The sequence below is a fragment of the Ferruginibacter lapsinanis genome (genome assembly GCF_020783315.1).
Classification (GTDB): Bacteria; Bacteroidota; Bacteroidia; order Chitinophagales; family Chitinophagaceae; genus Ferruginibacter; species Ferruginibacter lapsinanis.
On the sequence record NZ_CP086063.1, the window covers coordinates 2294060 to 2313506 of the forward strand.

General features: G+C 36.3%; 18 protein-coding genes. 11 read left to right on the forward strand and 7 right to left on the reverse strand.

Going from position 1 to position 19447, the window contains the following annotated elements:
• Nucleotide 1 precedes the first annotated feature (1 nt).
• Together LK994_RS09790 and LK994_RS09795 are read left to right on the forward strand one after the other, a co-directional pair.
• Entirely contained in the window at nucleotides 2–2359 is a 2358-nt protein-coding gene (locus LK994_RS09790; RefSeq protein ID WP_229759900.1) for a TonB-dependent receptor, read from the forward strand.
• Nucleotides 2360–2411: 52 nt separating this feature from the next.
• Complete coding sequence (locus tag LK994_RS09795) at nucleotides 2412–3968, forward strand: ArnT family glycosyltransferase (protein ID WP_229759901.1); 1557 nt, start codon at nucleotides 2412–2414, stop codon at nucleotides 3966–3968.
• A gap of 2 nt (nucleotides 3969–3970) precedes the next feature.
• Here the strand turns inward: LK994_RS09795 and LK994_RS09800 are convergent, their stop codons facing one another.
• Nucleotides 3971–5026, reverse strand: a complete 1056-nt coding sequence (locus tag LK994_RS09800) for a hypothetical protein (RefSeq protein ID WP_229759902.1) — start codon at nucleotides 5024–5026, stop codon at nucleotides 3971–3973.
• Nucleotides 5027–5143: 117 nt separating this feature from the next.
• On the opposite strand from LK994_RS09800, the gene thrS reads away from it, so the two are divergent.
• Both thrS and infC read left to right on the forward strand, forming a co-directional pair.
• Nucleotides 5144–7084 (forward strand): threonine--tRNA ligase, encoded by a 1941-nt coding sequence (thrS, locus tag LK994_RS09805; protein WP_229759903.1) that lies wholly within the window; start codon nucleotides 5144–5146, stop codon nucleotides 7082–7084.
• A gap of 83 nt (nucleotides 7085–7167) precedes the next feature.
• Nucleotides 7168–7743 (forward strand): translation initiation factor IF-3, encoded by a 576-nt coding sequence (infC, locus tag LK994_RS09810; RefSeq protein WP_229759904.1) that lies wholly within the window; start codon nucleotides 7168–7170, stop codon nucleotides 7741–7743.
• Nucleotides 7744–7841: 98 nt separating this feature from the next.
• Here the strand turns inward: infC and LK994_RS09815 are convergent, their stop codons facing one another.
• Entirely contained in the window at nucleotides 7842–8063 is a 222-nt protein-coding gene (locus LK994_RS09815) for a DUF2795 domain-containing protein (RefSeq protein ID WP_229759905.1), read from the reverse strand.
• A gap of 149 nt (nucleotides 8064–8212) precedes the next feature.
• On the opposite strand from LK994_RS09815, the gene LK994_RS09820 reads away from it, so the two are divergent.
• Nucleotides 8213–8863: an ABC transporter ATP-binding protein gene (locus LK994_RS09820; RefSeq protein ID WP_229759906.1), complete on the forward strand. Its 651-nt coding sequence runs from the start codon at nucleotides 8213–8215 to the stop codon at nucleotides 8861–8863.
• 23 nt (nucleotides 8864–8886) lie between these two features.
• Here LK994_RS09820 and LK994_RS09825 read toward each other — a convergent pair whose 3' ends face one another.
• The 3 genes from LK994_RS09825 to gatC all read right to left on the reverse strand — a co-directional run bounded on the left by LK994_RS09825 (nucleotide 8887) and on the right by gatC (nucleotide 10607).
• Nucleotides 8887–9450: a cob(I)yrinic acid a,c-diamide adenosyltransferase gene (locus LK994_RS09825; protein WP_229759907.1), complete on the reverse strand. Its 564-nt coding sequence runs from the start codon at nucleotides 9448–9450 to the stop codon at nucleotides 8887–8889.
• A gap of 69 nt (nucleotides 9451–9519) precedes the next feature.
• The gene (locus LK994_RS09830; RefSeq protein ID WP_317206733.1) at nucleotides 9520–10236 is read right to left on the reverse strand and encodes an ABC transporter ATP-binding protein; all 717 of its coding nucleotides are present in this window, start codon (nucleotides 10234–10236) and stop codon (nucleotides 9520–9522) included.
• An 80-nt stretch (nucleotides 10237–10316) separates the two neighbouring features.
• Complete coding sequence (gene gatC / locus LK994_RS09835; RefSeq protein WP_229759908.1) at nucleotides 10317–10607, reverse strand: Asp-tRNA(Asn)/Glu-tRNA(Gln) amidotransferase subunit GatC; 291 nt, start codon at nucleotides 10605–10607, stop codon at nucleotides 10317–10319.
• A 124-nt stretch (nucleotides 10608–10731) separates the two neighbouring features.
• Between gatC and trpS the strand changes: the two genes are divergently transcribed.
• Nucleotides 10732–11736 (forward strand): tryptophan--tRNA ligase, encoded by a 1005-nt coding sequence (gene trpS / locus LK994_RS09840; RefSeq protein ID WP_229759909.1) that lies wholly within the window; start codon nucleotides 10732–10734, stop codon nucleotides 11734–11736.
• 143 nt (nucleotides 11737–11879) lie between these two features.
• Entirely contained in the window at nucleotides 11880–12515 is a 636-nt protein-coding gene (locus tag LK994_RS09845) for a deoxynucleoside kinase (protein ID WP_229759910.1), read from the forward strand.
• A gap of 57 nt (nucleotides 12516–12572) precedes the next feature.
• Here the strand turns inward: LK994_RS09845 and LK994_RS09850 are convergent, their stop codons facing one another.
• Nucleotides 12573–13223 (reverse strand): response regulator transcription factor, encoded by a 651-nt coding sequence (locus LK994_RS09850; RefSeq protein ID WP_229759911.1) that lies wholly within the window; start codon nucleotides 13221–13223, stop codon nucleotides 12573–12575.
• Between the two features lie 76 nt (nucleotides 13224–13299).
• Nucleotides 13300–14127 (reverse strand): sensor histidine kinase, encoded by an 828-nt coding sequence (locus LK994_RS09855; RefSeq protein WP_229759912.1) that lies wholly within the window; start codon nucleotides 14125–14127, stop codon nucleotides 13300–13302.
• 1578 nt (nucleotides 14128–15705) lie between these two features.
• Between LK994_RS09855 and LK994_RS09860 the strand changes: the two genes are divergently transcribed.
• The 4 genes from LK994_RS09860 (at nucleotide 15706) to LK994_RS09875 (ending at nucleotide 19447) form a co-directional block, all read left to right on the forward strand.
• A complete protein-coding gene (locus LK994_RS09860) occupies nucleotides 15706–16371 on the forward strand; it encodes a response regulator transcription factor (RefSeq protein WP_229759913.1) in 666 nt (221 codons plus the stop codon).
• 170 nt (nucleotides 16372–16541) lie between these two features.
• Nucleotides 16542–17219 carry a response regulator transcription factor gene (locus LK994_RS09865; RefSeq protein ID WP_229759914.1) on the forward strand — a complete coding sequence of 226 codons (678 nt, stop codon included), beginning with the start codon at nucleotides 16542–16544 and terminating at the stop codon, nucleotides 17217–17219.
• 60 nt (nucleotides 17220–17279) lie between these two features.
• Entirely contained in the window at nucleotides 17280–18122 is an 843-nt protein-coding gene (locus LK994_RS09870) for an aminotransferase class IV (protein ID WP_229759915.1), read from the forward strand.
• A gap of 20 nt (nucleotides 18123–18142) precedes the next feature.
• Nucleotides 18143–19447 carry a cryptochrome/photolyase family protein gene (locus LK994_RS09875; protein ID WP_229759916.1) on the forward strand — a complete coding sequence of 435 codons (1305 nt, stop codon included), beginning with the start codon at nucleotides 18143–18145 and terminating at the stop codon, nucleotides 19445–19447.

Here is a 19447-nt window from a genome sequence, read left to right on the forward strand (position 1 = left end):
CATGAGAAAAATAGTTGTATTGTATTTGGTCTGTATGCTTTCAACAAGCGGAGTGTTCTCACAAAATAAATATACCATCAGCGGGTATGTAAAAGATGCACAAAATGGCGAAACATTGATCGGAGCATCTATTACTGTGAGTGGTAAAACAAAAGGTATTACAACCAATCAATATGGTTTCTATTCCATCACACTATTGTCGGGAGATTATAACCTGGTATGCACGTATGCCGGTTTTCAACCTAAAGTGATTGCTATAAAATTAGATGGCGACAAGCAGCAAAACTTTGATATGCTTACCAGGGAGGCATTAACGGAGGTTATAGTGTCCACTAAAAAAAGAGATGCCAACGTTAAAAGTGCTCAGATGGGTAAGTTTAATCTGCCCATTGAACAAATAAAAGCGGTGCCGGCTTTTATGGGAGAAGTTGATTTACTGAAGACCATTCAGTTGTTGCCGGGTGTTCGTAATGCCGGAGAAGGAAGCGCCGGGATTTATGTACGTGGAGGTGGTCCGGATCAAAATCTGATATTGCTGGATGATGCACCTGTATACAATACCGGTCATCTATTTGGATTCTTTTCAATTTTTAATTCTGATGCTATAAAAAATGTTTCTCTGATAAAAGGAGGGATGCCGGCGCAATATGGGGGCCGTTTATCCAGTGTGCTGGATATTTCAATGAAAGAAGGCAACGATAAAAAGTTTCAGATCGATGGTGGTATAGGATTGATAGCGTCTCGTATTTCTATACAGGGGCCGATTAAAAAGAATAAGGCTTCATTCATTGTTTCTGCTAGAAGAACATATATAGATGCATTAATAAAGCCCGCAATCAAAAAAACAAGTGCATTCTATGGCTCTGGTTATTATTTCTATGACCTAAATGCTAAAATAAATTACAGGTTTAGCGAAAAAGACAGATTGTATTTAAGTGGGTACTTTGGTAGAGATGTATTTGATTTTGTTAATGGTAAGCAAAGTTTGAACGTGAATATTCCCTGGGGAAATGCAACAGGTACCATGCGCTGGAATCATGTATTTAATAAACGACTATTTGGAAATACTACAGCCGTATACAATAGCTATAATTTTGCTTTTAAGGCTTCACAAAATAGTTTTGATGTGAAATTGGCTTCAGGTATTAGGGATATGAGTTTAAAGCAGGACTTTGATCTGTATCCATTTACAGGGCATAAAGTGAAATTTGGAGGTATATATACCTACCATCGGTTTACACCTTCTGTTGTAAGCGGTAAGCAGGATTCTGTGGTGTTTAATCCTCAAAATGCACAAATAAAATTTGCTCATGAGGCAGCAGTTTATTTACAGGATGATTGGGAGATAAATGATAAAATAAATATACATACAGGTATTCGGTACAGTTGGTTTCAGCAGATCGGTGAGCATAAGATCTATACTACCGATGACAATGGCAATCGGTTAGATAGTACTGTATACAAGGCTGGACAACCGATAAAAACTTACGGAGGATTGGAGCCCAGGATAACCTTACGGTATGCAATAAATGACGAAACTTCCATCAAAGGATCTGTTACCAGGAATTTGCAGTACATTCATTTAGTTAGTAATTCAGGAACAACTTTACCAACCGATCTGTGGGTGCCCAGCACTTACATTGTAAAGCCACAGGTTAGCTGGTTATATGCAGCGGGCTTATTCAAAAATTTTAAAGATAACACCTACGAAACGTCGCTTGAGTTTTATTATAAGCGAATGCAAAATCAGATTGAGTATAAAGAAGGGTATACACCCAATACGCTGGAAGATACAGAACAATCCTTCACTTTTGGTAAAGGGTGGAGCTATGGAGCAGAATTATTTGTCAATAAAACAAAAGGCAGGTTTACCGGCTGGGTTGGTTATTCATTGAGCTGGACATGGAGGAAATTTGCTGCTTTAAATTTCGGAGAAAAATATCCTGCTAAATATGACAGAAGAAATGATTTGAGCGTTGTAGCATTATTTGAATTGAACAAACGTTGGAAATTTTCAGGCACGTTTGTGTATGGTACAGGCAATGCAGCAACACTACCTCAAAGATTTTACATTGTAAACGGTATTCTTACACAAGAGTATAGTCGTATCAATGAATACAGATTGCCATCTTATCATAGGTTAGATTTTGCTGCCATCAATTCTCCTAAGAAGAATGAAAAAAGAAAGTTCAAAACGGAATGGGTATTTAGTATTTACAATGTATACAGTAGGCAAAATCCTTATTTTATTTATTTTGATCAAACGGGCAGTCCTTATGACGGCACTTTAAAAGTACAGGGAAAACAAGTGAGTCTCTTTCCTGTTATTCCTGCGGTTACCTGGAACTTCAAATTTTAAAAGAACGGCCTGAATATTTTTAATCATTATCTTTAGCGTAATATTTTTTTGAATGATCAATAACGCTGAGTCAGACAGTTTTTACTATCCCAAAAGAGTTGCGATACTGATACTCTTTCTTTCTTTATTTAAACTTATAGCGGCAGCTAGTATAGAGTTAGGTACAGATGAATCTTACTATTGGCTCTATTCGCAACAGCTACAGGTTAATTATTTTGATCATCCGCCGATGGTGGCATTATGGATCAGGTTCTTTACTGCAAATTTGTTATTACAACAATATGAAGTTTTTATCAGGCTGGCGAGTATTGTCAGTGGAGGTGTTGCTACCTGGTTCATCTATAAAACACTTGAAACGGTTCACTCAAAGAGAGCAGGTTGGTTTGCAGCCTGTTTGTATAATGCATCTCTTTATGCAAGTATAACAGCCGGCTTATTGATAATGCCTGATGCGCCACAAATGGTTTTTTACACACTGAGTCTTTGGATGTTGGCGAGGATCTGTAAGGATGAAAAAAAAATATTTAATTGGGTAATCTTTGGCATTGCATCTGGGCTATGTGTAATGAGTAAGATCCATGGAATCTATCTGTGGGTTGGACTTGGTTTATTTATTCTTATTTGTAAAAGAGCATGGCTTAGTTATTATCAGTTATATGTGGCTGCAATAATTGCTGTAGCCATTATTAGTCCTATACTTTTCTGGAATATAACGTATGATTTTGTTACGTATAAATTTCATAGTGAGAGAGTGGTGATAGAAAAGTCGGGCATTAATTGGATGGGTTTTATCGGAGAAATAATTGGGGAGATTATTATTAATAATCCGATAAATGTGGGACTAATTTTAATTGCATTATTTACCTGGCGAAAAGAAGAGCTTCCGCTAAAAACCGCTGTAAATATTTATAATTTCATTGGAGTTTCTCTTTTGGCGACAATTCTTTTTATTGCGTTGTTTCGGCAAACATTACCACATTGGAGCGGAGTAGCTTATGTTGCTTTGATTCCTGCGGCTGCAGTTAGATTAGCAAATAAAACAAATGAGAAAAAAGCGTATTCCGCTTTGAGTAAATGGAGTATCGGGTTTTTTATTTTTGTTTTAACTGCTATAGTGGTTATTGTGAATTTTTATCCGGGAAATTTCACAAAAGGAACAAAAGAGCATTTCGGAAAAGGAGATCTGTCAATTGATAATTATGGATGGGCAACAGCAGGTAAAAAGATAGCTGCTGTATATAAAAATGAAATTGAAAAGGGGCATCTGGCAAAAAGCACACCATTCGTTTGTAACAAATGGTGGGGAGCTCATCAGGAATATTATTTCTGTTTGCCGAATGACATTGAGATGATAGGATTGGGAGAGATCAATGAAACTCATCAATATACCTGGCTGAATAGTAAGAGAAAAGATCGGGTTGATATGACCAATGCATTTTGTGTAGTACCCTCAACTGATAGTTATGATGTGAAAGAAACATACAAAAATTATTACAGCAATGTAGATACAGTGTCTGTAATTGAAATAATACGAAACAAAAAACCGGCCCATTATTTTACAATGTACCGGTTATCTGGTTGGAAAAATAATTTACCCGAGATCAAATAATATTATTTCGGTTTTCGTATAAAACGGATAGTGCCGCTTTTTTGCAGATCGGATGTAATACGTACTTCATAACGGTTGTCTCCATCTGTAACGATCATTAGTGCTGTATTTGGCGGAATTTCTCCCAGGTTATCCGCATACATGATCAACTCATTTATTTTGGTGTCGTCATCTATAGATAAGTTGAGTGATATAGGTTTTGTACTTAGCTTTTTATGTAAAAGAATTAATTTGCCATTGTAAAATAATGAAACACTATCTCCGTCTACTTCTCCATTGTCATATAATTCTATTTTAAAAGTTTCGTTATCAATTTCTATCGTTTTTAAAATGTTATTGTCTCGCTTTTCAAAATCTTCAGTTAATGCAATTTCAGGTACTTCTTTAGCTTTGCTGGCTGAACCATTGCTTTTAGGAGATTCTTTTATCTCCGTATTGCTTTTTTCTATTGACGGAGCAGTAACCGGAGGGGTTATTTTAGGCTTAACATTATTTTTTGCAACAGGAGGTATTTCCGGTTTAGCGCTGGGGTTATTTTTTTTATTTTGATCGACCGGTTTAGGCTGAGAAAACAAAGAAGAGCTTTGAGGTTTTTTAGTATTAGCAGCAACGATTGTAGCAACTTTTTTTCTGGAAAGTGTAGTAGAGCCAACACCGCAATCATATCCGGGAGCAGGTTTCCAACTACCAACCAGTTCTTCCTTTCCATTTACTTTTTTGTAAGAAAGTATATGTGTTTGCAAACAGTCTTGCATAGGAGGGGTATTGCCTTTGATACGAGCTGTTTCAGTAACTTTTATACTTTTGGTGGAAGGATCGTAACTGCCCGATAAACTGCAGATAACAAAATATTTGCGTCCCTGGAAATAAGTGTAAGAATATCCACTGATATGTTCTCCAGATATATTCAACTCTAAAACATATTCGGTGCTTTGCTCGTTGTACAGGCTGATGTTGCCATTATCATCGAAAAAACCTCTCCATTGGCCATTGATATTTTGCCCGAAACTACTTGTAGCAATAAATAACATCAGTAAAAAGGGTAAAAATCTGCTCATATTATCTATAAAATTTTGACTTAAATATACTATTACAAAGATATTTCAGATATATTTTTCCATAGCCAATACTTCGTTAAATTTGCAGTTCTTAAAAACAGTGGGAATCTACAAAACATGATTAAAATTACATTACCTGATGGCGCTATCAGGGAATACGAAAATGGTACATCTGCAATGGATGTAGCTAAATCTATCAGCGAAGGACTGGCCAGAAAGGTGTTGGCAGCAAAAATTAATGGGCAGGTGTGGGATGCATCTCGTCCTATAACTGAAGATGCTTCTTTACAATTGCTTACCTGGAACGACCTGGATGGCAAATCTACTTTCTGGCATTCATCGGCGCATTTAATGGCTGAAGCTATAGAGAGCACTTTTAAAGGAGTGAAATTTTGGGTAGGGCCACCGTTAGAAACAGGGTTTTACTATGATGTTGATTTAGGAGACAATAGCATAACTGAAGATGATCTGCGTAGACTTGAAGTGAAAATGGCTGAATTAGCAAAACAAAATAATCCTTTTTTACGTCAGGAAATTGCAAAAGCAGATGCAATTAAATTATTTTCCGATAAAGGGGATGAATACAAATTAGATCTGTTGAGTGGCCTGGCAGACGGTAGCATCACTTTGTACACACAAGGACAGTTTACGGATCTCTGTCGCGGTCCACATATTCCTAATACTGGATTTATTAAAGGAATTAAGTTGACAAATATTGCCGGAGCTTACTGGAAAGGCGATGAGAAAAATAAAATGCTTACCCGTATTTATGGGGTGACATTTCCTACAACAAAAGAACTGGATGAATATTTAGTGTTGTTGGAAGAGGCTAAAAAAAGAGATCACCGTAAACTTGGTAAAGAATTAGAGTTATTTACTTTTTCTGAAAAAGTAGGGATGGGTTTACCGATGTGGTTACCTAAAGGTGCTATGCTTCGTGAAAGACTGCAACAGTTCTTACAAAAAGCACAAACAGAAAGTGGTTACCTGCCGGTAATTACACCACATATCGGCCATAAAAATTTGTATGTGACCAGTGGCCACTATGAAAAATATGGTGCGGATAGTTTTCAGCCGATCAGAACACCACAGGAAGGCGAGGAATTCTTTTTAAAACCAATGAACTGTCCGCATCACTGCGAAATTTATAAAACATCGCCACGTAGCTATAAAGATTTGCCTTTGCGTTTGGCGGAGTTTGGTACTGTGTACAGATATGAGCAACATGGAGAATTGCATGGTCTTACAAGGGTAAGAGGTTTTACCCAGGACGATGCCCATCTTTTCTGTATGCCCAATCAGGTAAAAGATGAGTTTAAAAAAGTGATCGATATGGTGTTGTATGTGTTGGATTCTCTAAGTTTTACCAATTTTACAGCACAAATTTCTTTACGCAGTAAAGAAGATAGAAGTAAATACATTGGTAGCGATGAAAATTGGGAGCTTGCAGAACAAGCGATCATTGAAGCGGCTGCTGAAAAAGGATTGAATACGGTTGTAGAATACGGAGAGGCCGCATTCTATGGTCCTAAACTTGACTTTATGGTAAGAGATGCCATCGGACGTAAATGGCAACTAGGCACCATTCAGGTTGATTATAACCTACCGGTTCGTTTCGAATTAACTTATATAGGCGAGGATAATGCCAAACATACACCAGTAATGATCCACAGGGCTCCATTTGGTAGTATGGAAAGGTTTATTGCTGTATTGATCGAGCACTGTGCAGGTAAGTTTCCGTTGTGGTTAGCACCGGTTCAGGCTAAAATTTTACCTATCAGCGATAAATTCCTGCCACATTGTGAAGAATTACTGAAAGAATTAAAAGCGGCGGATATCAGGGCTGAAATCGACGATAGAAATGAAAAGATAGGTAAAAAGATACGTGATACAGAATTGGCCAAATATCCGTTAATGTTGGTAATTGGCGAAAAAGAGATGAATGAGAATAAGGTAGCTCTTCGCAGGCAGGGTAAAGGCGATATAGGCGTACTATCTGTTCCCGATTTTATTGCGTATGTAAATGAGGAAGTAAAGAGCCGTAGGGCATTTGAATAAAATAAGTATATTTGTACTGCAAGTGTCTTTCACTATAACCGATGGCATCTGCAAAAATTTAAATTTTTAACTAAAATTAATTAATGGCATTTCCTCCAAGACCACCCAGGGGCACTTTTAACCCCCGTTTTAAAAAAGAACAACAACAAGAGCATCGTACCAATCACATGATCAGAGTACCTGAGGTACGGTTAGTCGGCGATAATGTAGAGCCGGGAGTTTATCCTACACCTGATGCATTAAATATGGCAAAGGAGTTGGAATTAGATCTGGTAGAAATTTCTCCGGGTGCTGTTCCTCCGGTGTGTAAGATTATTGATTACAATAAATTTTTGTACGACGAAAAAAAGAAGAAGAAAGAAATAAAAGCAAAATCAAAAACCAGTGAGGTTAAAGAAGTTCGCTTTACACCGAATACGGATGATCACGATTTCGAATTCAAATGTAAGCATGCTGAAAAATTCTTACAAGATGGTAATAAAGTAAAAGCTCACGTACAATTTAAAGGACGTGCTATCATGTTCAAAGAAAGAGGAGAATTACTTTTATTGAAATTTGCCGATAGATTAAAGGATGTAGGCGCTTTGGAAGGATTACCTAAAATGGAAGGAAAAAGAATGCAGGTAATGTTTGCACCAAAAAGTCAGAAGAAAAAATAACCGATCATAAGATCAATGAAATAAAAAAAGGCTATCGCATATTTGTGATAGCCTTTTAAGTTATTTGAGGTTGACGTTTTTCTATACTTTACAAAGTATTAATATTCATCTTCATTAAAAAAGAAGTCTTCCTGACTAGGGTAATCGGGCCAGATATCTTCCAGTCCTTCGTATATCTCACCCTCGTCTTCTAACTCCTGAAGATTTTCAATTACTTCGATGGGAGCACCACTACGAATAGAAAAATCTATCAATTCATCTTTTGTTGCCGGCCAAGGGGCATCTTCTAAATGAGAGGCTAATTCTAAAGTCCAAAACATTGTAAATAGGGTTTATTTTTTGCAAATGTATAAGTTTGACAGAATCTACCAAAAGTCTTTTTGAACAACTTATTTTTTATATGTTGCTAAAACAGAAATATTGGTTGCATAAATGATAGATTAGCGAATAATTAATTACTTTTAGCCCGATGCTATCTGCTACAGGAATATTTAAAAATTATGGCAAATTGCCTGTTTTACAAGGAGTTGACATTAGTATTGCCAAAGGAGAGGTAGTGAGTATTGTTGGCTCTTCAGGTGCCGGCAAAAGCACACTGCTACACATTTTGGGTAGTTTGGATAAGCCGGACAGAGGACAAATTATGCTCAATAATCAACGTACTGATAATCTCTCAGGTAAGAAATTGGCGGCTTTTAGGAACAGGCATATTGGTTTCGTCTTTCAATTTCACCACTTGTTACCTGAGTTTTCTGCACTCGAAAATGTTTGTATCCCTGGTTGGATCGCCGGAAAAAAGAAAAAAGAGGTGGAGCAAAGAGCTATCGAATTGTTAACAACTTTAGGATTGGCCGACAGAATTGAAAATAAACCACAACAACTTTCAGGAGGCGAACAACAACGTGTGGCAGTAGCCCGTGCCTTAATAAATAATCCATCCATCATTATGGCGGATGAACCCACGGGTAATTTAGATAGTAAGAATGCAAAAGAATTGCATCATCTTTTTATTGACCTGAGAAAACAATTCGATCAAACTTTTTTAATTGTAACACACAATGAAGAGTTGGCTCAAATGAGTGATAGGATTTTGCATATGAAAGATGGAAAAATAATTTGATGATTTGAAAATTCTCAAATGAACTAATCAGTTCTCGGTTTCCACGCTACTTCAGGTACATTCAGTAAATGCCCGATATATCTTGCCAACACAAAAAGATAATCACTTAAGCGGTTGATGTATTTAATTACTAACGGATCTACAAACAATTCATGCTCCTGCATATTAACACAAAGCCTTTCGGCACGCCTGCATACGCAACGGGCAACATGTGCAGTAGAGACAGCGATATGACCTCCTGGTAGAATAAAAAATTTCATCGGAGCCAATACTTCATTCATTTTATCAATTTCATTTTCCAATAAAACAATATCTGTTTCTTTTAGATCAGGTATCTTCATCGATGGCTCTTTATCAGGATCACATGCTAATGATGAGCCTACGGTAAATAAACGATCCTGTATCTCTTTTAATATGGTTTTAGTGTGCTCGTCAATTATATAGTCACTAACCAATCCAATATATGAATTGAGCTCGTCTATGGTGCCATAGCTTTCAATACGTAAATGACTTTTGGATACTTTAGTGCCTCCGATCAAACTTGTCTTACCAAGGTCGCCGGTTTTTGTATATATTTTCAGTGCCATACTTTGTAAATTGACTGGATATTTTACAAAGCAACAAAAAAAATGCAGATTAGTTTAGAAAATATGAAACTAAGGAACTGGTTGTGCGATTAGGGTAGGGTGGCTGTTTATTTTATCACTTTCAATGATACCATCTCTCAGTCTTATTACTCTGTGAGCAAACCCCGAAATATCCTCTTCATGCGTTACCAACACTACGGTGTTGCCATCATCATGGATCTTTTCAAGTATTTCCATAATTTCATAAGATGTTTTAGAATCAAGATTTCCGGTAGGTTCATCTGCCAAGATAATTGCAGGATTATTGATAAGTGCTCTGGCAATTGCAACACGTTGACATTGTCCACCGCTTAATTCGTTAGGCTTATGTAAAGCTCTGTCATCCAGCTTAACTTTTAACAGTACTTCCATGGCTCTTTCCTGTCTCTCTTTTTTTGGTATACCACTGTAGATAAGGGGTAAGGCCACATTTTCCGCAGCAGTTAATCTAGGTAACAAATTGAATTGCTGAAATACAAAACCGATTTCTTTATTTCTTATTTCTGCCAGATCATCATCATGCATACTACTTACATCATGCCCATTCAAGATATACTTGCCACCAGTGGGAGAATCGAGACAACCCAAAATATTCATCAGGGTCGATTTGCCGGAGCCGCTTGGTCCCATCAATGCTACATACTCGTTCTTCATAATATCCATATTGATACCCTTCAGTACTTGCAGTTCCTGCTTTCCTAAAAAGTAGCTTTTACAGATATTTTCTAAATGAATAATGCCGCTCATATTCTTGGTTTAGGGATTTAGAAAGTTTAGGGTTTAGGAATTTAGCTATGATTTAAACTTCTAAACCTTAAACTCCTAAACTATTTTTTTATCACTTTTGGAACTTTAAAAAACTGTTCATCATGCACCGGGGCATTTTTTAATCCCTCGGTTCTTTCAATACTTCCTTTAACCTCGTCCTCTCTGAGAATATTGATATTGTCGCTCATGTGCAAAAGAGGAGCTACGCCAGTGGTGTCTAGCTCATTCAGTTTTTCAACAAATTCTATCATGCGCTTCAGATCAGTTTTAATGGATTCTTTTTCAGCGCTGTTGTACTGTAGCCTTGCTAAACGGGCAACTTTATCTACCAGTGTGTCATTTACTTCCATAAAACAAAATTAATGGATTAACGGCAGAAGCAGTTACAAATAGGATAAATGGTTGATTATGTATATAAGTCATAAAAAACTCATCGCCTAAAACTCATAACTCTTTTTTATCTTCGCCGCAATTATGAGTGGGAAAAAAGAAATAGTAATGAGTGGGATACGCCCCACCGGTTTTTTGCATTTGGGTAACTACTTTGGTGCAATACGTAATTATGTACGTATGCAGGAAGATTTTGATTGCTACTTTATGGTAGCAGATCTGCATTCGTTGACTACACATCCAGATACAAAGCAACTGAAAGCCAATGTACACAGGGTTTTGGCAGAAAATATAGCCTGTGGTCTTGATCCGGACAAGGTAGCATTATATTGCCAGAGTCATGTCTATGAAACATCAGAATTGTATCTGTATTTGAATATGCTGGCTTATAAAGGAGAGTTGGAAAAAACTACCACGTTTAAAGATAAAGTGCGGCAAAATCCAGAAAACGTAAATGCAGGGTTATTGACTTATCCGGTATTACAAGCAGCTGATATTATCCTTCACAGAGCCAAATATGTGCCCGTAGGGAAAGATCAGGAACAGCACCTGGAAATGGCTAGAAATTATGTCAATCGTTTTAATCATCGTTATGGGAAGGTATTTCCCGAGCCTTTGGCATTCAATTATGGCAGTAATCTGGTGAAAGTGCCTAGTCTGGATGGAACTGGTAAAATGAGTAAAAGTGAGAATCAAAATGCTACTTTATATTTGGCGGATGAAGATGATGTGATCAGAAAAAAAGTGATGAAAGCCAAAACAGATGCAGGCCCGGCAGAGCCAAATACGCCCAAGCCTGACTATATCGAAAACATTTTTGATCTGATGCGATTAGTTAGCTCAGAAGAAGTGATCGGTAAGTTTGAACAGGATTATAATAGCTGTGCCATTCGTTATGGCGATATGAAGAAGCAATTAGCAGAAGATATGGTCAATTTTATATCTCCTATCAGAAACAAAGTGAATGCCATTTTAAACGACGAAAAGTACTTGCGGCTGGTAATGGAGCAAGGAGCAGAAAAAGCCCGTATCAGTGCAAAAGCGACCATGCTGTTGGTGAGAGAGGTAATGGGGTTGAACTATTTTTAGTTCTTGTCTATAAAGGTTAACCAAGAGTTTTTTATATTTCGTAACATTAACTAAGTTTGCTTACTTTCAATCTCTTTACGGGGACAGGTTCAGCAATCTTTAATTATAATTTAAAAAATATCCACCTGTCGGTGGAATAGGGTATGGCAAAAGCAAAAAAACCAAAGCACATTGCAGTAGCAGGAAATATCGGAGCAGGTAAAACTACCTTGACCGAAATGTTGAGCAAGCATTATAAGTGGATACCGCAGTTCGAAGATGTTGACCATAATCCTTACCTGAATGATTTTTATGAGGATATGCCCAGATGGAGTTTCAATCTGCAAATATTCTTTTTAAATAGCCGCCTGAATCAATTGCTCGACATTCATCGTGGTACCGAAACCGTTATACAAGACAGAACGATTTATGAGGATGCAAATATTTTTGCTCCTAACCTTCATGATATGGGGTTGATGGGCAAAAGAGATTTTGATAATTATTATAAGTTTTTCGAAACGTTAAAATCGATGGTGCAGCCTCCGGATCTGTTGATCTACCTGAAAGCATCTGTACCTACCTTGGTAGCGCAGATACAAAAAAGAGGTAGAGAATATGAAGAAAATATCCGCTTGGATTATCTTAAAAAATTGAATGATTACTACAATAACTGGATAGATAATTATAAAGAAGGACAATTACTGATAGTAGATGCTGATGTAAATAAATTTGCAGATAATGAAGAAGATCTGGGAAAGATCATTAGCAGTATAGATTCTAAACTATTTGGTTTATTCTAGTTTTTAGTTCATGGTGTTTTTTAGGGTTAACTACCAGATCACACCATGAACTAAAAGCTAATCTATCAATTGATGTTTCATCGCATAAAACACTAAGCCTACGGAGTTTTTTACACCGAATCTTTCCATTAATCTGTCTTTTATTGCTTCAACTGTCCTGGCACTTATATTCATTTTCTGAGCAATCTCAGTTGCTGTAAATTCCATACATACCAGGGTAATTACCTCTTTTTCTTTTTCACTGATCACCACTTCTGAACTGAGATTAGCATTGAATTTTTGTTTGCTGTAATTCTTCTTTACCAACACCCTGTTCACAAACGAGCTTAGATAATAGCCCGTGCGTTTAACATCCATGATAGCTTTTTTTATCTCTGCAGAGTCTGTATTTTTTAATAAATATCCTGCTGCACCACAATCCATTAAGTGCCCGATGAAATGTTCATCTTCATACATAGTAAGTATCAGTACTCTTATGTGGGGATGTGTTTTGGCCAGGCTTTTGGTAACTTCAATACCGTCTTTTACAGGCATTTTTAAATCACATAAAACAATGTCGGGATCGGCTTCGGTTATTTTCTCTAAAAGCTCATTGCCATTTTCGGCTTCCATTACAAATTGGATATTGGTATAGGAACGCATAGAAAGTATTACACCCTTCCTGAACAGTTTGTGATCGTCTGCTATTGCTACTTTTATTGTTTCCATATTCTATTAGATGCACATAAAGTTATGCAAAATATTTTTTTTGCCGAACGAATTTATAAATAAGGGATGAACGGCATTATAAGGTAGACTCCTTAGGAATTTCCAAAGTTACTTTATAGTATGTATGGCTTGGGTCTATTTCGAAAAATATCCGGCCATTCAGCACTTTAATTCTGCTGGCAATATTTTTCAATCCAAGTCCCGTAGAGTACTGGTTCAGTCTGTCGAACTCAGTTTGTACAATACCTTGTCCGTCATGATGTAGTCGGAGATAGGTATGTGTTGCATTGGCATTTTGTGTAAGATGTATAAAGCCGGCATTACTGTGTTTAATGATATTGTTGATCAATTCCTGCACTATCCTGAAGATCAACAACTCCTGTTCAAGCTTCAACCTGGTTCTGTAGTCATGAAACCGGCTGCTGGCATTAATAGTACCACTGCCATTAATTTTCTGAAACAGATCACCTATTGCACTTTCTAATCCGAAATTTTTAAGAGTGGGAGGCATCATACTATGGCTGATGTTACGGATCAGCTGAATAGCGTCGTCAATAATTTGTTTTGCACTGAAAATAGATTGTAATTGAGATGCAGGATCTAAATTGATAAGATTCTCATTTAAGTACAATCTGGCGGTAGCTAACAATGGCCCTACATCATCATGCAGATCTGCAGCAATACGATTGCGTTCTTCTTCCTGGAACTTTATTGAGGCATTTAACAATATCTGTTGTTTATCATCCTCTAGTTTTTTTAATTGGTTATTGAACCTGATCACCTTTCTTTGATGCAGAATAACAAAAAAGACTATGCCCAACACCAAGCAAAGCATTACAGCAGTACCTAAAAGCATCACATAATTCACACCGGGAGCATTCGTTGTAGCTTGTAAAAAAATCATACTTTGTTTCAGTTTGTCGTTGGGTTAAAATGGTCTAGGTCAAGGTTAACGGTCTGATCGGGTAAATTAGGAATTGGTTTTATGAATTTTGTTAAATACACTCCTATACATAGGAAGAGGTTTTTTATTATCGTAACACTTCCATATATAATATGATATAACGTACGAAACTCTTTATTTTGTATTGAGTTTTTAGAATATAAGAAAAGAAAAAAGTTTCCGGAGAAATAGATAAGGAAGGCAATTGATATCCAAAAGATAGGTAATTGATAAATCGGAATGCTTAAATCAATGTTCATTTTTTCGTAAAACAGGTATATGATAACGAAAATAAAGATGATACATTCTATTACCTGCGGGTAAAAACTGAAAGAAAGCTTATTATTTGCTGGCAGTATATAATCGTAAATGCTAAATAAAAAGAAGGGAATTATAGATAGTAGCAACAACCTGCCAATCTTTTTCGATTTGATGTTAAGCTTAAAAAACAGGCAAATAGCACTGTATTCTATCAATATAAAGACCCTAAATAATGTTACATATAAGAGGAAAGAATCTATGTAAAGTAGTGCTGTTAAGCATAAAACCAAGAAAAGCGCCAGGGCACTTGCATACAAAAAAAATACCCTCATATCCTTTGCTCTCAACTTATTATAAAGTAAGATACAAATGATAAGAGGGCTGACCTCAGAAACGTAAGTAATATTTTCAAGTAGTTTAAGGATAATAAGTTGTTTAATGTAAAAATAAACAACAGTTCCTCAAATACAAAAAATATTAATTAGTCGTTTGCTAAGTAAGATACTTCAACTAGTTCTTTAGCTAGACCGTGTCCCATAGTTAATAGTTTTTTTTTGGTTTAGGAAGAGTTTCAGATGTAAACTTCCCCCGAAACGGCAACCTGGGCAAAGGGTGAATTTTAATTTTCAACCCTACAAATACGGTAAAATTCACTGTTAGTCGTACTTTTAGGAAATTTTACTCGTAAAAGCCCTAGCATTATTGAGGTAAAAATACAACAAAAAATAGTAATTTTACTATTCAGTTTGGAGTTTTTTACTTAGTAAATATACGATAAGTTAATAATTTGTGTACATCTCTGAGGGTAAATAATTGGAAGCGAAGGCTTTTTTGGTCAGCTAAATTACATTTTTTTTAAAGTTAGTGGTGCTGAATAGAAGATAAAAGACCGGTTTTATGAGCAATTTGTTTATCTGAAGCAGCCCCTTTCTTTATTAAATAAACTTCATATTGTATTTATTATCAATAATTTGTGGTTATTAATAGATAGGTTTTTAATCTGCATTTGTATTCCAAAGGTAAAAATTACAATGAATCATTAGTATTGTACTATAGCCTGCATTCAAAATTTTACTGTTTCACATCAGCATAGTAAAAATACGATAGTGTTTTTACTATGCTGGCGCCTGGCAATTCTTTTATCAAAATTGCAGGTCCGGTAAATGTGAACAAAAGTCTTATTCAAATAGAAATAAGCTTATTTTTAATCATAGTTTTATCTCCAAGAGCAATATAAAAATCGTATTTTTGAGTATAAACCCAAAACCTATAAATTCAATGTCAACCGAACAATTAATTAAAATTGCAATTGCCGACGATCACAAAATTTTCAGAGATGGAATAAAAATGGCCCTTTCCGGTAAAAATGACCTCAAAATGCTCTGGGAAGCTGAAGACGGAAAGGATATGATGCACAAAATTGAAATTAAAAAACCTGATGTGTTATTAATGGATATCAGGATGCCGGAAATTGACGGGATCAATGCGATCGAATTAATTCGCAAGGAATATGAAAATCTTAAGATAATTGTACTTACCATGTATGATGATCAGCAAATGATCAGTAAAATGATGGAAATGGGAGCCAATGCCTACCTCACCAAAACTACAGACCCCGAAGAGATCTATGAAGCGATCCTAACCTGTATGAATGACGATTTCTACTTCAACGAACTGGTGAATAAGGCGATTATGGGGAAACTACTGCAGAAAAAGAGTGTGCGTCAACACTATGGAACCACACAAGCGATCAATTTCAATGAAAAAGAAATAAAAATCCTTCAACTGCTGGCTCAGGATAAAACTACTGAAGAGATCTCTAAAATCATTTTTTTAAGTCCACGTACAATTGAAACCATAAGACAAACCATGAAAAACAAGGTAAATGCAAAGACCATCGGAGGTTTGATCATGTATGGAATGCGTAATAAACTTATTGAATAAGGAAGTTTTACAATACTCCTCCAAGTAGAGTTTACACGTTTTTCACCGTTTTAATAGTAGATTTCCCATAAAAAAGAACAGGTAAATATGCTATTAGTTTCTTCAGAAATTCTTCTGAACTTGCACTAGTAAAAGTGATTTTACTTTTTAAAACTGTAAAGAATACGATTATGTCAACCAATATAGAACCACTAAGAGTAATCATCGCCGATGACCATGTGTTATACAGAGCAGGAGTTAAGACAGCTTTGAGTGCTAAGAAAGATATTAAAATTATTGCCGAGGCAGACAATGGAATGCATTTATTGAATCTGCTTAAAAATATAGAAGCAGATGTAATATTGCTGGACATTCAAATGCCTATCATGGATGGTATAACCGCTTTGCCTGAGATCAAAAAGAACTGGCCACATATCAAAGTAATTATGCTTACGATGCTGGATGACCATAGTATGATCACCAGGCTGATGGAACTAGGAGCAAATAGCTACTTAAGCAAAACAAGTGATAGTGAAATAATTTATGAAGCCATTAAAACTGTTTTTGAACAAGAGTATTATTTTAATTCGCTAACGAATAAAGCCTTGCTTGTAAATCTTAAGCAAAAAAATGTAGCGATGCCACAAAAGATGGCCCACGAAGATGTAAAATTATCCGATAAAGAAATTACCATTTTAAAGTTGATGTGTGATGAAAAGAGTACGAAGGAGATTGCGGAGGCTGTAGATCTTAGTCCTCGTACAGTAGAAGCGATGAGAGATAAATTAAAAGTAAAGACAGGCGCAAAAAATACAGCAGGCTTAATTATGTACGCTGTAAAACATAAATTGATAGGCGAAGAAATGTAAAATATCAAAAACCCTCTATTAGCAAGATATAATATTTTACATTTGCTCATTGATAATTCAATGAGCATTTTTTTTTACCATAACGGAAAATTTTATTCTGAAGGAACTTTAATAGTTGGCGCAGAGAACAGAGGCTTGCGCTATGGTGATGGTTTGTTCGAAACCATGAAGATCATCAATGGTAAGATCATTGCTGAAGATGATCATTTAGCCAGGCTTTGGGCCGGAATGAAAGTGTTGCAATTTGATGTCCCCAAACATTTTACTCCCGATAAAGTACTTGAAGCAATAATTGCGCTTGCAAAAAAGAATAATCATCTGAATGCTGCCAGAGTACGACTGACTGTTTATAGAGGAGATGGTGGTTTGTTTGATGCGGTCAGTCATCAGCCTGATTATATTATACAAACCTGGGCATTGCCTGAAAGCAACGGACAATGGAATAGTAATGGGTTGGTATTAGGAATTTATACTGACGTAAAAAAAAGTTGTGATATTCTGAGCAATTTAAAACATAACAATTATTTGCCTTATATAATGGCGGCACTTCATGCCAAGAAGGAAAAATGGAATGATGCGGTCGTACTAAATACTTTTGGAAGGGTGTGTGAGACAACTATTGCCAATATATTCATCATAAAAGAAAATAGAATATTTACACCTTCTTTGAAAGAAGGGTGTGTGGCGGGTGTTTTTCGGAGAACATTCTTACGTAATGTTGCAGCAGCAGGATATGCTGTGATTGAAAAAGAGATAACTACCGATGAACTACAAAATGCGGATGAAGTTTTTTTGACCAACAGTATTTATAATATCAGATGGGTGCAGCGTATTGGCGACAAAGAGTTTTTGAACACGGTTACTCAAAAAATTTATTCTGATATTAGCTCAACTATTTACTAAATGGATTGTTTATATCCGGTATGCCCACAGTTAATATTTTCTGGTTCAGGAGAGATCTGCGTTTAAATGATAATGCAGCACTATACCATGCTTTAAAAGATAGCCATCCGGTTGTTCCTGTTTTTATATTTGATAGAAACATTCTGGATAAACTGGAAGATAAAACTGATAGGAGAGTAGCATTTATACATGCTGCTATCATTGAGTTGCAGCAGGAGCTTTTGGCTATTGGTTCTGCAATTGAAGTGTATTATGGTGCACCGCTCGAAGTATACCGGGCACTTTTATCAAAATACAAGATCAATAAGGTCTTTGCCAACCATGATTATGAACCCTATGCTTTGGAAAGGGAGAAGGCAATTGCTGATTTGTTGCAGGCACATGGAGCCACTTTACATACCTATAAGGATCAGGTTATATTTGAAAAGGATGAGGTGCTGAAAGATGATGGTAAGCCGTATACAGTTTTTACCCCTTATAGTAAAAAGTGGAAAGCGACTTTAAAAGATTTTCATTTGAAAGCTTATCCTACCGAAAAATATTTTTCAAATTTTTATAAACAGCCGGTGCAAGAAATTTTATTATTACAGTCAATGGGGTTTAAGGAGGTTGGCCAGCTTTTTCCTTCTAAACAATTGAATGAAGAAATTGTAAAAAAATATAAAGAACAAAGAGATTTTCCTGGCATAGACAGCACATCGAAATTAGGATTACACCTGCGTTTCGGCACTGTAAGTATCAGGGCAGTAGCAGAAAAGGGAAGAGCGCTGTGTGAAACGTATTTAAATGAATTGATCTGGAGAGATTTCTATCATATGATCCTGTGGCATTTTCCACAAGTAGGAATGGGAAAAGCTTTTAAACCTGAATATGATACTATAGAATGGCGAAGAGATCAAGGAGAGTTTGAGAAATGGTGTAATGGACAAACAGGCTATCCGATCGTTGATGCTGGGATGAGAGAATTGAATGCAACAGGGTTTATGCATAATCGTGTACGCATGGTAGTGGCATCTTTCTTGACTAAGCATTTATTACTTGACTGGCGTTTAGGTGAAGCCTACTTTGCACAAAAGCTATTGGATTTTGATCTGGCAGCAAATAATGGAGGCTGGCAATGGGCTGCAGGTAGTGGTTGTGATGCAGCTCCCTATTTCAGAATCTTTAATCCTTATTTGCAAACACAAAAATTTGACCCACAATTGACCTATATAAAAAAATGGGTGCCGGAATTCCAGGAATTCAATTACCCAAAACCTATAGTAGAACATGAATTGGCAAGAAACCGTTGTTTGGAAGTATATGCTATGGCGCTAAAAAAATGA

Coding starts and splice junctions, on each gene's coding strand:
- LK994_RS09790 (WP_229759900.1), top strand. CDS start 2: ATGAGAAAAATAGTTGTATTGTATTTGGTCTGTATGCTTTCAACAAGC.
- LK994_RS09795 (WP_229759901.1), top strand. CDS start 2,412: ATGATCAATAACGCTGAGTCAGACAGTTTTTACTATCCCAAAAGAGTT.
- LK994_RS09800 (WP_229759902.1), bottom strand. CDS start 5,026: ATGAGCAGATTTTTACCCTTTTTACTGATGTTATTTATTGCTACAAGT.
- thrS (WP_229759903.1), top strand. CDS start 5,144: ATGATTAAAATTACATTACCTGATGGCGCTATCAGGGAATACGAAAAT.
- infC (WP_229759904.1), top strand. CDS start 7,168: ATGGCATTTCCTCCAAGACCACCCAGGGGCACTTTTAACCCCCGTTTT.
- LK994_RS09815 (WP_229759905.1), bottom strand. CDS start 8,063: ATGTTTTGGACTTTAGAATTAGCCTCTCATTTAGAAGATGCCCCTTGG.
- LK994_RS09820 (WP_229759906.1), top strand. CDS start 8,213: ATGCTATCTGCTACAGGAATATTTAAAAATTATGGCAAATTGCCTGTT.
- LK994_RS09825 (WP_229759907.1), bottom strand. CDS start 9,450: ATGGCACTGAAAATATATACAAAAACCGGCGACCTTGGTAAGACAAGT.
- LK994_RS09830 (WP_317206733.1), bottom strand. CDS start 10,236: ATGAGCGGCATTATTCATTTAGAAAATATCTGTAAAAGCTACTTTTTA.
- gatC (WP_229759908.1), bottom strand. CDS start 10,607: ATGGAAGTAAATGACACACTGGTAGATAAAGTTGCCCGTTTAGCAAGG.
- trpS (WP_229759909.1), top strand. CDS start 10,732: ATGAGTGGGAAAAAAGAAATAGTAATGAGTGGGATACGCCCCACCGGT.
- LK994_RS09845 (WP_229759910.1), top strand. CDS start 11,880: ATGGCAAAAGCAAAAAAACCAAAGCACATTGCAGTAGCAGGAAATATC.
- LK994_RS09850 (WP_229759911.1), bottom strand. CDS start 13,223: ATGGAAACAATAAAAGTAGCAATAGCAGACGATCACAAACTGTTCAGG.
- LK994_RS09855 (WP_229759912.1), bottom strand. CDS start 14,127: ATGATTTTTTTACAAGCTACAACGAATGCTCCCGGTGTGAATTATGTG.
- LK994_RS09860 (WP_229759913.1), top strand. CDS start 15,706: ATGTCAACCGAACAATTAATTAAAATTGCAATTGCCGACGATCACAAA.
- LK994_RS09865 (WP_229759914.1), top strand. CDS start 16,542: ATGTCAACCAATATAGAACCACTAAGAGTAATCATCGCCGATGACCAT.
- LK994_RS09870 (WP_229759915.1), top strand. CDS start 17,280: ATGAGCATTTTTTTTTACCATAACGGAAAATTTTATTCTGAAGGAACT.
- LK994_RS09875 (WP_229759916.1), top strand. CDS start 18,143: ATGCCCACAGTTAATATTTTCTGGTTCAGGAGAGATCTGCGTTTAAAT.